Genomic DNA, 12571 nt, shown 5'->3' on the forward strand with positions numbered 1-12571 from the left:
GTCATCATGATCAAGCTGTTCAAGACCATCCTCAAGGCTGGCACCCCGACCGCCAAGTACCCCTTCGCCCCTTACGAGGTGAACCGGGATTTTCGCGGCAAACCGAAGTATCAGGCGGATCAGTGCATCGCCTGCGCCGCCTGCACCAAGGCCTGCCCGGCCAATGCGCTGGTGATGGAAGTGGATATGGAGACCGGCGAACGACGCTGGGAGATCTCCATGGCGCGCTGCATCTTCTGCGGCCGCTGCGAGGAGGTTTGCCCGACCCGCGCCATCGCCCTCTCCCCCGAGTTCGAGCTGGCGGTGACCAACAAGGCGGATCTCTATGAGGAGGCCCGCTTCGCGCTGGCCCCCTGCACCCTGTGCGGCACCTACTTTGCCCCAAGCAAGCTGGTGGCGCTGGTGGAGGACACCCTCAAGCAGGCGGGCACACCGCTGGCGACCCCGGAGCGGCTGCATCACTGCCCCGACTGCAAACGAAAACAGAGCATGCTGAGCCAGCCTGACTCGGCCCTGATCACACCGATAGCCACACCGATGGCCGCACAAAAGGAGTGGATGTGATGAGCAAGATCAAAGGCATAGAACCGGTTGTCGGCCATGCCCATACCCGCGCCGTGCCGTTGGCACAGGATCCCGAGATCACCAAACTCAAGAAGACCCTGCTCAAGGACATTCGCCGCTCGGCCTATGTCTACCGGGTCGATTGCGGCGGCTGCAACGCCTGCGAAATCGAGATCTTCGCCACCATCACCCCGCTGTTCGATGCCGAGCGCTTCGGCATCAAGATGGTCGCCTCCCCCCGCCACGCCGACATCCTGCTCTTTACCGGCGCGGTGACCCGGGCGATGCGGGTGCCGGCCCTGCGCGCCTACGAGGCGGCGCCCGATCCCAAGATCTGCATCGCCTACGGCGCCTGCGGCTGTGATGGCGGCATCTTCCACGACCTCTACTGCGTCTGGGGCGGCACCGACAAAATCGTGCCGGTGGATGTCTATATCCCCGGCTGCCCACCCACACCGGCGGCCACCATCTACGGCTTTGCAGTGGCGCTCGGTCTGCTGGAACAGAAACTCAAAGCCACCAGCCACGAGGTGCAACCGGGTGAGCGGGTCGAGCTACGCCACACCGGCATCCCCAATGAAATCCGGGTGATGATCGAGCGCGAAGCGCGCCGCATGGCCGGTTATCGGCAGGGGCGGATCATCGCCGACGAGTTTATGGCCCTGCTCGAAGGGGCAACCCAGCAGGATGTGGACCTGCGTATCCAGAGCTACCTCGATCAGCACGACGATCCGCGCCTCTCGGAGATCGTCAACAACCTCGCAAACGCCTGCCTCAACCGGGCAGCCGGCAAGGGAGAGGCGGTACATGGCTGACGAGGTTTTCTTCTACCGCCTCTCGCGCAAGTTCGTCGACGAGCAGTTCGACGTGCCGGAAGAGGCAAAGGAGGTGATGTACTACAGCCTCGCCATCGGCCATCACCTCGGCATCGTCGATTGCCTGCGAGCAGACCTGGTCTGCTCGCTGACCGGTTATCGCGACTGGGTAGCCAAGCTGCCAGAGGGGAGTGAAGCGCGCCGCAAGATGGAGGGGTTTCTCACCTTTGGCGAGATCACCGTCTATCGCGAGCACTGCCACATGCTGGCCTGCGCCTTCGACCGACTGCGCAAAGCCGACAATGTGCTGAATGAGCTGGAGCTGGGCTGGACCAACACCTTTATGGATCAGCTCACCGCCCTCTTTAACGACCCCCATATGTACCTGATGGTAAGGAGCCGCTGATGGGCTGCAATCTCGTGTTGACCGTGGGCAATGCCATGATGGGGGACGACGGTGCCGGCCCCTATCTCGCCGACAAGCTGCAGGCCACCCCCCTGCCCGGCTGGATCCATATCGACGGTGGCATCGCGCCGGAAAATGTGGTCTACAAGGTGCGGGAGCTGCAACCTGAGCGGGTGGTGCTGGTGGATGCCGCCGAGATCGGCGAAAAGGCGGGTACCCTGCAGGTGATCCCCCCCGAGACCATCGCCGAGATGTTTATCTTCTCGACCCACAATATGCCGCTCAATTTCCTGATCGACGAGCTCAAGACCTTTGTCCCCGAGGTGATCTTTGTCGGGGTACAACCGGCCATCGTGGCGTTCTCCTTCCCGATGACCGAGATGGTGAGCGAGGCGATGGATTATCTTTATCAGCATCTTGATGCCGCCAGGGATACCGGTCTGTTAATAGATAAACTGGATCAGTGGAATATTGCCAACGCCGAGCGGTGATTATTTATCGAGTTGTTAACGACCGTTATTGACCGACGGTTCCGGCAATGTGATCGAGGCCCGATGTTAAATTAAAAACATCGGGCTAATTGTGCTGAACTTGATATAAAACAAGGTTCTTTGATTTTTTCAAAAAAATCGCTAACTCTCGCTTTTTTATGACAAAAAAAGCGTTGCCAGTCACAGAAATTTGCCACAAAATGGCGACCGTTATGGAAGTTGATGGGGTCTGGTGGCCTCCTCGGTCTTCAAAACCGATGTGAGCCGAGAAGGCTTTGGCAGGTTCGATTCCTGCCTCTTCCGCCAAATTCATCTATTGAACAAATACTCTCTCGCTGTATTTATCAGCCTGGATGTTATTTTCTTCGCTTGTTCAATATGTTTGAAAAAATACCTTAATAAAAGGTGCTTGCCGCTTGCCATTATAATCCGAAGTCAGGTTATCTCGCTGGCCAAAAATTAATTTATCAGCATCGATGAAGCATTAATTTATACCCGCTCATTGATGCACCCAGTTTGCAGTTATCCGCAAATCGCCAGCAGTGCCATAACCCGTCAGCTCGGCCTCTCTATCGGCAAACCGGTGCGCATCCCGAACCCACGCACTGCACTGGTAATCCCATGCCGAACTCGTCTCACGCGTCAGCTATCCCCCACCGCCAGCCCGCATCAGGTACGGCTGCCGACGATTCACTGCCAGATTCACAGCAACAGCCCGGCCAGCAACAAACGCGCCGTCTGCCGCAAGTGGAACAGCTGCTGCAGCAACCCTTTCTCGCCGGTTTTATCGAAGCGCTGAGCCGCCCGCTGGTGACTCAGGCGGTGCGCGACACCCTGAGCGAGCTGCGCCAGAGCGAAGATTTTCGCCAGCATGGCGTTGCCCCCGAGCAGATCGAGGCGCTGATTGCCAAGCGCTGCCGACAGCAGTTGCGCCAGCGTCAAACCCGGGTGATCAACGCCACCGGCACCCTGGTGCATACCAATTTGGGGCGTTCGCCGCTCTGTAGCGAACTGTGGGACGAGGTGCGTGACCTCAACACCGGCTACAACAATCTGGAGCTGGATCTCGCCACCGGCAAGCGCGGCGGGCGCAAGGGGCTGATCGCCCCCCTGCTCCGTTGCCTCACCCAGGCCGAGGATTCGCTGGTGGTCAACAACAACGCCGCGTCGCTCTTTTTGCTGCTGCAGGAGGTGGCCAAGGGGCGCGAGGTGATCGTCTCGCGCGGCGAGCAGATCCAGATTGGCGGCGGTTTTCGCATTCCCGACATTCTGGCGCTCTCCGGCGCCAAACTGGTGGAGGTGGGCACTACCAATATCACTACCGCCAAAGATTACCTCGATGCCATCACCGATCAGACCGCGCTGGTACTGATGGTGCACAGATCCAATTTCGCCATTCGCGGCTTTACCGAATCCCCCGATATCGGCGAGGTGGCCCGCGCCCTGCCCGAACATGTAGTGCTGGCGGTGGATCAGGGCTCCGGCTTGACCACCGAAGAGTTTGCACCGGATGAAACCTCGGTGCGCCAGTACATCAAGGCGGGGGCAGATCTGGTCTGCTATTCCGGCGACAAGCTGCTTGGTGGCCCGCAATCGGGCATCATCAGCGGCCGCAGCGACCTTATCAAGCGGCTGGAAAAACACCCCATGATGCGTACCTTCCGCCCGAGCCGCATCGTCTACTCCCTGCTCGAACGTCTGCTCATCCACAAGCTCAACAAGTCCCCCGTCGGAGAGGGCATCGCCCAGCGCACCTTGAGCAACCCGGCCGCCATGCAGGCGAGAGCCTCCCAGCTGATGGAAGCCCTACCCGGCTGCTTTGTGCCCGTCCCCGCCCAGCTGGTGGTGGGCGGTGGCACTTTGCCGGACGAGTTCTACCCGGCCCCTGCGCTCGAATGCACCGACCCGCGCCCGGCCCAGCAGCTGCTCGATGATTTGCGCGAACTGCCCGTCCCTGTCATCGCCACCGTGCGCCAGCAGAAGGTGCTGCTCAATATGGCCACCCTGCTGCCGACCGAGATGGAACTGCTGATCGCCCAACTCAAGGAGTTGCTGCTGCCCGCCCCGTTCAATGCAACAAGTGCGACCGAGGAGCTCTGATCCCATGACCCCCTATCGCGCCGTTATCGGCCTTGCCGGCCACGTGGATCATGGCAAAACCCTGCTGATCAAGGCCCTCACCGGCATCACCACCGCCCGCGCCCACGAGCAGGCCATCGGCATGACCCAGGATCTCGGCTTTGCCCACTTCGATGACGGTCAGGGCAACACCATCGGCGTCATCGACGTGCCCGGCCACGAGCGCTATACCCGCAACATGGTGGCGGGGCTCTGGAGTCTGGATCTGGTGCTGCTGGTGATTGCCGCCGACGAGGGGTGGATGCCGATGACCGGCGATCACCTGCGCCTGCTCAAGGCGATGGGGGTGCCGCGTCTCTTGGTCTGCATCAACAAGTGCGATCTGGTCTCCCCCGACGAGCTTTTGCTGTTGGAGGAGAGCCTGCTGGAGCGGGTAATGGACGAGAGCGGCATGGTGCCCGACATCGTCAGCGTCAGCGCCAAAACCGGCGCCAATATGGCTGCCCTGCACGCCGCCATCGTGCGCCAGCTTGCCGAACTGCCAGCCTCACAAGCGGCCCGCGAGCAGAGCGCCCCGCGACTGTATGTGGACAGAGTCTTTACCGCCAACGGCACCGGCACAGTGCTTACCGGCACCTTGCAACAGGGCCGCCTCAAGGTGGGGGACAAGCTGCGCCTCTACCCCGCCGATCGGGAGGTGCAGGTGCGCTCCCTGCAGGCCTATCACCAGAGCGTCGACGAGATTGGCGCCGTCTGCCGGGTGGCGGTGGGCCTGAAAAAAGTGCCTCACAAGGAGGTGGCCCGCGGTCACTGCCTCACCAGCACTGTCGGCCAGTGCGAGGCGGCGACTCACCTGATCGTGCGGCTCAACACCGAGAGCCTGAGTAGCAAGACACTGCGCCCCTCTCTGCACAACAAGGAGGTCGAGGTGGCCCTTGGCAGCTGGCATGGCCGGGCCCGTTTCGTGCCCATCAAGGACTCCCGGCTGGCGCGGCTGATCTTTACCAGCCCCATCCCCTGCTTCTTCGGCCAGCCGCTCGCCATCATTCGCCACGGCAGCAGCGAACTGCTGCACGGCGCCCGCATCGTCTGGTGCGGCGACATCCATCCCGCCAGACGCAAGGCGCTGCACACCCTGCTGGGCGAGCTGCCAGATGAGCTCGAGCACTACAACCCGGCCACCCTGCAGCTGGGGCTCAATGGCTATGTGCTGGCCAGCCGCTTTGACCAGCAGCCCGAGCAGGTCACCCCCCTCGGTGAATGGTTGCTGGACAACCAATGGCTGGCTCAGAGCCGTGATCAGCTGCTGGCTACCCTGGCAAACGAACCGCTGAGCGCTGCGGAGCTGGCGACCCGCTTTGGCATCGCCCTGCCGGTCACTCAGGCCCTGCTCCAGCAGCTCAAAAGCGAGCAGCTTGTTCGCCTGCACCATGACAAGTGGCAGCTGGGCAGCGGCGAGTCGGAAGACGATTTGGGAGAAGAGGCGCAGCTGGTGCTCAAGGTGGTGCGAGATCAAGGCAAGGAGGGTTACGAGCCCGGTAAACTGGGCCCTGGCGGCGTGGAGCTGGATCCCTTTATCACCCGCAAGCTGCCCGCCGCCCTGCAGCAGGGCTTGCTACAAAAAGGCGCGTTGCAAAAGCAGCTGCGCAATCTGGCGCGACTCAAGTATCTGGTGCAACTCGATGGCCCCATCTACTACGACGCCGAGCTTTACAACCAGATGGTCGCCGCCGTGCTGGCGGGCCAGCAGGTGGGAGATCTGATTGACATGGCATCCCTCAAGGAGATCACCGGTTTGTCGCGCAAATACGCCATTCCGTTCTGCCTGCGCATGGAGATGGATGGCTGGGTGCGGCGCGAGGAGAACGAGCGCCGGGTGCTGCGTTTGCCGCAGACTCAAGATGAGATGGAGCCGGCATGAGCGCCACCATCGCCCCCTCTGGCTCTTCCAATCCTGTGGCCAACCGGCTGCGCCGCGAATTTCATATCGACGGCATAGTTCAGGGGGTCGGCTTTCGCCCCTTCGTCTATGGGCTGGCGTTGCGCCACGGCCTTGCCGGTTATGTCTTGAACGATGCCAACGGCGTCACCATTGGCGCCGAAGGATCGCCCGAGCAGCTGGCCAGCTTTGCCCGCGAACTGCGGGAACTGGCGCCGCCACTTAGCCGCATCGATCATTTCAGCGAGCGGGAACTACCCCTTGCTCATGATCCCGACTTCGATGGCCAATTTAATAGCCAGTTTCGAATTAAAGCGAGCCAGCAGCAGAGCGCAGCCACGGTCGCCATCTCGCCGGATCAGGGGATGTGCGAGGCGTGCGCCCGGGACGTGGCCAATCCCAACGATCGCCACCACCGCTACCCCTTTACCAACTGCACCCACTGCGGCCCGCGCTACACCATCATCCGCCGCCTCCCCTACGACAGACCCCATACCGCCATGGCAGGCTTTGCCATGTGCCCGCGCTGTGAGGCGGCCTATGAAAACCCGCTGGATAGACGCTACCACGCCCAGCCGGTGAGCTGCCCCGAGTGCGGGCCCTATCTCAGCTGGCTCAGCGGCAATGGAAATGCGCTGGCCGAACGCGAAGAGGCCCTGCACGCCGCCGCCCGCGCCCTGCAAGCGGGCAAGCTTATCGCGGTCAAGGGCATGGGGGGTTATCACCTGATGTGTGATGCCCGCAATGAACAGAGTGTTGCCAGATTACGAATGCTCAAGCGGCGCGCGCGCAAGCCTCTGGCGGTGATGATGGGCTCCCTTGCCGAGGCCAAATTGCATGTCACAGGCAGCGAAGACGAGTGGCAACTGCTCACCTCTCAGGCCAGACCCATCGCCTTGCTGCGCAAGCGCATTAACGATGATCGGCTCTCAGAATCCCGACAGTCGGCCATACCGCTGGCCGAGGGAATCGCCCCCGACATCCCCTACCTTGGGGTCATGCTCCCCTATACCCCGCTCCATCAGCTGCTGCTGGATACCTGCGCCATGCCGCTGGTGGCCACCAGCGCCAATGGTCGCGGCAGCCCGATCCTTATCGAGTGCGAGGCGGTGGTCAGGGAGTTCGGCCGCGAGATTGACGGCATCCTGGATCACAACCGCCCCATCCTGCACCCGTGCGACGACAGTCTGGTGCAGTGGGCAGGCGGACGACGCCAGACGTTGCGCCTCGCCCGGGGCTATGCCCCCTGCACTCCCAGCCTGAAAGAGGCGGTCAAGGCGCCGCTCTTGGCTGTCGGGGCGCAGCAGAAGAACCAGCTGGCGCTCGCCTTCGGTCGCCAGCGCATCTACAGCCCCTATATCGGCGATCTGCACAGCCTGCCGATGCAGGAGCACTTCGAGCAGACCCTGACCACCTTTCGCGAACTCTACGATCTCAAGCCAGAACTGCTGGTCTCGGATCGCCATCCGGGCTACCTCAGCCATCAGTGGGCCAAGGGCTATTGCCAGGATCAGGGTGCCACCCACCTCGAGGTACAACACCATCACGCCCACCTGCTGGGGGTGATGGCCGAGCACGACATCACGGGCCCGGTGCTGGGGGTTGCCTTCGATGGCACCGGCCTTGGCGATGACGGCACCCTCTGGGGCGGCGAGCTGCTGATCGCAGACGTTCAGGGATTTGAGCGGGTTGCCCACCTTGCCCCCTTCAAGCTGATCGGCGGCGAAGCGGCCATCCGCGAGCCAGCGCGCCAGCTACTGGGGCTGCTGTTTGAATCGTACAGCCCTGAGCAGATCAGCGCCCTCGATATTCCTTTGATCAAGCAACTGCCCGCTGAACGGATCCGCAACCTGCACCAGCTCTGGCAGTTGGGTCGCAACGCCCCTTACTCCAGCTCCATCGGTCGGCTGTTCGATGCGGTGGCGGCGCTCTTGGGAGTGATCGACACCCCGGATTACGAGGGCGAAGCGGGACTCTTGCTGGAGGCGGCCGCCTTGCAGCTGGCCCCCGATGAACAGCCCTTCCCCCTCGCCTTTGATCTCAGCCAATCAGCGGAGGGGCCACTGCAGATCGAGTGGGCCGAGCTCATCAATACCCTTATCAGCGAGCAGCGCCAAGGCACCGCCACGGCCAGCCTGGCCGCCGGTTTTATCCGTGCCATCAGCGCTCTGGTCATCGCCCTTGCCGAGCGCTTCCCCGGCTATCCGGTGGTACTCGGGGGCGGCGTCTTTCAAAACCGGGTGCTGATGGACCAGCTGGTGCCCGCTCTAGAAGCGGCAGACCGGCAGGTATTGACCAGCGAAACCCTGCCGCTCAATGACGGCGGCATCGCCGCCGGTCAGCTCTGGTTTGCCATCCACCATCTTGCCACGCACCAGCCTGCCACAACCGGTTGTGCCACCTTATCGGAGTCCTGAAATCCATGTGTCTATCCATCCCCTCTCAGGTGGTGCAACTGCACCCCGAAGATAACTGCGTCACCGTCGACACCCTGGGGGTGCAGCGGCGCGTCAGCTGCATGCTGCTCGAAGAGCCCCTCCAGGTGGGCGACTATGTGCTGCTCCATATCGGCTTTGTGATGAGCAAGATTGACGAAGAGGAGGCGCAGGCCAGCCTCGAGAGCTTCCGCCAGATGGTGGCCCTGATGCCCAAACAGGATATCTTGCCATGCTGACCCTCAATGATCTCTTTCAGGGCTTTCGCCAGCCCGAGGTGATCCGCGCCCTCGCCGCCCAAATCACCGAACTGGCCAAAGATCTGCCCGAACCGCTGCGGGTGATGGAGGTGTGTGGCGGCCATACCCACACCATCATGAAGTACGGCCTGCACCAGCTGCTGCCAGCCAGCATCGAGTTCGTTCATGGTCCCGGCTGCCCGGTCTGCATCATGCCCAAAGAGCGCATCGATCAGGCCATCGAGCTGGCCCGCCAGCCCAACGTCATTCTGGTCACCCTGGGAGACATGATCCGGGTGCCGGGCTCCAAGGGCACGCTTGCCCAGCAACGGGCCAAGGGGAGCGATATCCGCCCGGTCTATGACCCCCTCGATGCCCTGCGTATCGCCAAAGAGAATCCGGAGAAAACCGTGGTCTTCTTCGCCATCGGTTTCGAGACCTCCACCCCCATGACCGCCGCCTTGCTGGCTGCCGCTGAAGAGCAAGGGGCCCTGAACCTGCTGTTTCATATCAACCATGTGCTGGTGCCCCCTGCCATTCATGCGGTGATGGCCGACGGCGTTGCCAAGGTGAACGCCTTTATCGGCCCCTCCCACGTCAGCGTCATCACCGGCGCCGATATCTACCTGCCCATCGTCGATCGTTATCAGGTACCTGTGGTGGTGAGTGGCTTCGAACCGGTGGATGTGATGGAGGCGCTCTTGATGATGGTGCGCCAGAAAGTGGAGGGTCGCTACGCGCTGGAGGTGCAGTACAGCCGCGCCGTCACCGCCAGCGGCAATAAAGCCGCCCAGCGGCTGGTCGAGCGCTTTTTCGAAACCCGCGAGCACTTTCGCTGGCGAGGTCTGGGGGATATCAACGCCTCCGCCCTGCGCCTGCGCGATGCCTTCGCCAAGCGCGATGCGGAGCGCTACTTCCAGCTTGATCAGACCCCCATCGATGACCACAAGGCGTGCCAGTGCGCCGATATCCTGCGCGGCCTGGCCAAGCCAAACCAGTGCAAAGTCTTTGGCCGGGGCTGCACCCCGACCCAGCCCATGGGCAGCTGCATGGTCAGCTCCGAAGGGGCCTGCAATGCCTACTACCGATATATGGGGATCCAATGAGAGAAATTCAGTTAAGCCACGGCGGCGGCGGTGTAGAAATGAACCAGCTGATCAACCAGCTCTTCTTTCGCCACTTTGGCAACGAGATCCTGCTGCGCGGTGAAGATGCCGCCCTGCTGCCGGTGAGCGGCTCCGTCGCCTTTACCACCGACAGCTTTACCGTCTCGCCGCTCTTCTTCGAGGGGGGCGATATCGGCAAGCTGGCCATCGCCGGTACGGTCAACGATCTCGCCATGATGGGGGCCAAGCCCGAGTATCTGAGCTGCAGCTTTATCATCGAGGAGGGCTTCCCCTACGCCGATCTGGCCCGCATCGTCGAGTCGATGGCGGCTGAACTTGCCAACAGCGGTGCCCGCATCGTCTGCGGCGACACCAAGGTGGTGCCCAAGGGGGCGGCCGACAAGATCTTTATCAACACCAGCGGGGTCGGTAGCTTCCCGCTGCCGGAGCAGAGCCGGGGCATCTCGGTCCGCAACCTCAAGGCCGGTGACGCCATTCTGGTGTCGCGAGATATCGGCAGCCACGGCGCCTGCATCCTGATGGCCCGCGACGCCCTGCAACTGGGATCTGATCTCAAGAGCGACTGCACCACCCTCTGGCCCCAGGTAGAAGCGCTGCTAAAAGCGGGCATTACCCCTCACGCACTGCGCGACGCTACCCGCGGCGGCCTCGCCGCCGTGCTCAACGAGTGGAGCAGCGCCTCCGGCGTTGCCATCGAGCTGGAGGAGTCCGCCATTCCGGTGTGCGATCCGGTGCGTGGCCTGTGCGAGCTCTACGGTTTCGAGCCCCATGATCTCGCCAACGAGGGGACCATGGTGCTGGCCCTGCCCGCCGAACAGGCACAGGACGCGCTGGGCATCTTGCGGCAATTCAACCCCGCTGCAAGCCAGATCGGCGTGGTGCAGGCGAGCGATCGCCACAAGGTGATCCTCAACAACCCCTGGGGAAGCCGCCGCTATCTGGAGCTGCCGCAGGGGGAGCTGCTGCCGCGGATCTGTTGAGCAGCCATGCCGTCTAGTCAATTACAGGGAGGAGTCACTGCTCCTCCCCATATCGGTTAAGGAGCCTCCATGCACGAAATGTCTCTGGCCATGGCCGCCATCGATCTGGCGGCCGAACAGGCCACCCAGCGGGGCTTTAACAAGGTGACCGCCCTCTGGCTCGAGGTCGGCAGCTTCTCCTGCGTCGACCCGGACACCATTGCCTTCTGTTTCGAGGCGGCCGCCAAGGGCACCGCCGTCGAAGGGGCCCAGCTTCACTTTCAACACCAGGCGGCAGAGGCCTGGTGTTACGACTGCAACAAGACGGTCACCCTCACCGAGCGCGGGCAGGCCTGCCCCGAGTGTGGCGGATACAAATTACGAGTCGCGCAGGGTGATAGCCTGCGCATCACCGACATCGAGGTAAGTTGATATGTGTAGCGTATGCGGATGCGGCCAAGCGCGGATCGCCGGCCATGAGCACGATCATGAGCATCATAACGAACATGAACATCACCATGAACATGGTCATGAGCACGACCACCATCATGGTCATGACGCCCATCACCATCATGATCACGAGCAGAGTGCGCCGCGCACCCTGATCATTCACCACCACTATCACCATCAGGGGGATGTCCATCACCACTACCACGGGGTGCGGGCTCCCATAAGCCATGAGGGGCATGATCACCCCCATGAGCACCACCATGATCACCCCCACGACCATCATCATGATCATGCCCACTCTCATGATCACGGCCATTCCCACGCGCATCCCCATGATCACTGCCATGACCATCAGCAGGGTGATCTGCACTATGGCAAAGGGGAAGCGGGATTGTCGGTGCCCGGTATGGGGCAGCGTCAGCTGATCGCCATCGAGATGGATGTGCTGGCCAAGAACAACGCGCTGGCCGCCCACAACCGCGAGCACTTCACAGCTGCCGACCAGCTGGTGCTCAATCTGGTCTCTAGCCCGGGTTCAGGCAAAACCACCCTGCTGTGCGAAACCCTGCGCCAGCTGGCAGACAAGCGCCCCTGCGCGGTGATCGAAGGGGATCAGCAGACAAGCAGAGATGCGGATCGCATCCGTGCCACCGGTGTCCCTGCCGTGCAGATCAACACCGGCAAGGGTTGCCATCTGGACGCCAAGATGGTCCACGACGCCTGCCACCAGCTGCCCGCCAATGAAGGGGGCATCCTCTTTATCGAGAACGTGGGCAATCTGGTCTGCCCCGCCAGCTTCGATCTCGGCGAGAAGTACAAGGTAGCGATCCTCTCCGTCACCGAGGGGGAAGAGAAGCCGCTGAAATACCCGGACATGTTCGCCGCCGCCCAGCTGATGGTGATCAACAAGATCGATCTGCTGCCCTACGTCAGCTTTGACGTGGCCCGCTGCATCGAGAACGCCAAACGGGTCAACCCCTATATTCAGGTGATCCAGGTCAGCGCCACCACAGGCGAAGGGATGGATGCCTGGCTCAACTGGCTGGCCAGTGCCTGAACCGGTTAAA

The 12571-nt window shown here is 62.0% G+C and carries 13 protein-coding genes and 1 tRNA gene; 13 read left to right on the plus strand and 1 reads right to left on the minus strand.

The features are described from left to right. Positions 1 to 6: 6 nt before the first annotated feature. The 12 genes from I6L40_RS13580 to hypA all read left to right on the plus strand — a co-directional run bounded on the left by I6L40_RS13580 (position 7) and on the right by hypA (position 11486). On the plus strand, positions 7 to 564 hold the full coding sequence (locus I6L40_RS13580; protein ID WP_005345227.1) for a formate hydrogenlyase complex iron-sulfur subunit: 558 nt from the start codon (positions 7 to 9) through the stop codon (positions 562 to 564). Beyond that, positions 564 to 1379 (plus strand): NADH-quinone oxidoreductase subunit B family protein, encoded by an 816-nt coding sequence (locus tag I6L40_RS13585; RefSeq protein WP_216994410.1) that lies wholly within the window; start codon positions 564 to 566, stop codon positions 1377 to 1379. Before I6L40_RS13580 ends, I6L40_RS13585 begins: the two co-directional genes overlap by 1 nt. After that, entirely contained in the window at positions 1372 to 1785 is a 414-nt protein-coding gene (locus tag I6L40_RS13590; RefSeq protein WP_216994411.1) for a formate hydrogenlyase maturation HycH family protein, read from the plus strand. The genes I6L40_RS13585 and I6L40_RS13590 overlap by 8 nt, the downstream gene beginning before the upstream one ends. Continuing rightward, entirely contained in the window at positions 1785 to 2276 is a 492-nt protein-coding gene (gene hycI / locus I6L40_RS13595; protein WP_216994412.1) for a hydrogenase maturation peptidase HycI, read from the plus strand. Before I6L40_RS13590 ends, hycI begins: the two co-directional genes overlap by 1 nt. A gap of 214 nt (positions 2277 to 2490) precedes the next feature. After that, positions 2491 to 2582, plus strand: a tRNA-Sec gene (locus tag I6L40_RS13600). A gap of 315 nt (positions 2583 to 2897) precedes the next feature. Then, on the plus strand, positions 2898 to 4376 hold the full coding sequence (selA, locus tag I6L40_RS13605; protein ID WP_216994413.1) for an L-seryl-tRNA(Sec) selenium transferase: 1479 nt from the start codon (positions 2898 to 2900) through the stop codon (positions 4374 to 4376). A gap of 4 nt (positions 4377 to 4380) precedes the next feature. After that, on the plus strand, positions 4381 to 6276 hold the full coding sequence (gene selB, locus I6L40_RS13610; RefSeq protein ID WP_216994414.1) for a selenocysteine-specific translation elongation factor: 1896 nt from the start codon (positions 4381 to 4383) through the stop codon (positions 6274 to 6276). Then, positions 6273 to 8711, plus strand: a complete 2439-nt coding sequence (hypF, locus tag I6L40_RS13615; RefSeq protein ID WP_216994415.1) for a carbamoyltransferase HypF — start codon at positions 6273 to 6275, stop codon at positions 8709 to 8711. The genes selB and hypF overlap by 4 nt, the downstream gene beginning before the upstream one ends. A gap of 5 nt (positions 8712 to 8716) precedes the next feature. After that, the gene (locus I6L40_RS13620; protein WP_040065728.1) at positions 8717 to 8968 is read left to right on the plus strand and encodes a HypC/HybG/HupF family hydrogenase formation chaperone; all 252 of its coding nucleotides are present in this window, start codon (positions 8717 to 8719) and stop codon (positions 8966 to 8968) included. Beyond that, positions 8962 to 10074, plus strand: coding sequence for a hydrogenase formation protein HypD (gene hypD / locus I6L40_RS13625; protein ID WP_216994416.1), 1113 nt, complete (start codon positions 8962 to 8964; stop codon positions 10072 to 10074). The genes I6L40_RS13620 and hypD overlap by 7 nt, the downstream gene beginning before the upstream one ends. Further along, positions 10071 to 11075 (plus strand): hydrogenase expression/formation protein HypE, encoded by a 1005-nt coding sequence (gene hypE / locus I6L40_RS13630; RefSeq protein WP_216994417.1) that lies wholly within the window; start codon positions 10071 to 10073, stop codon positions 11073 to 11075. The genes hypD and hypE overlap by 4 nt, the downstream gene beginning before the upstream one ends. Before the next feature lie 69 nt (positions 11076 to 11144). Then, positions 11145 to 11486, plus strand: a complete 342-nt coding sequence (hypA, locus tag I6L40_RS13635; RefSeq protein WP_021140355.1) for a hydrogenase maturation nickel metallochaperone HypA — start codon at positions 11145 to 11147, stop codon at positions 11484 to 11486. Here hypA and I6L40_RS21060 read toward each other — a convergent pair. After that, entirely contained in the window at positions 11464 to 11838 is a 375-nt protein-coding gene (locus tag I6L40_RS21060; protein ID WP_338429428.1) for a hypothetical protein, read from the minus strand. The two genes, hypA and I6L40_RS21060, sit on opposite strands and share 23 nt — an antisense overlap. On the opposite strand from I6L40_RS21060, the gene hypB reads away from it, so the two are divergent. Further along, positions 11725 to 12561: a hydrogenase nickel incorporation protein HypB gene (gene hypB / locus I6L40_RS13640; RefSeq protein WP_216995436.1), complete on the plus strand. Its 837-nt coding sequence runs from the start codon at positions 11725 to 11727 to the stop codon at positions 12559 to 12561. The genes I6L40_RS21060 and hypB overlap by 114 nt on opposite strands. Positions 12562 to 12571: the final 10 nt, after the last annotated feature.

This window comes from Aeromonas sp. FDAARGOS 1410 (assembly GCF_019048745.1).
GTDB classification, from domain to species: domain Bacteria; phylum Pseudomonadota; class Gammaproteobacteria; order Enterobacterales; family Aeromonadaceae; genus Aeromonas; species Aeromonas jandaei.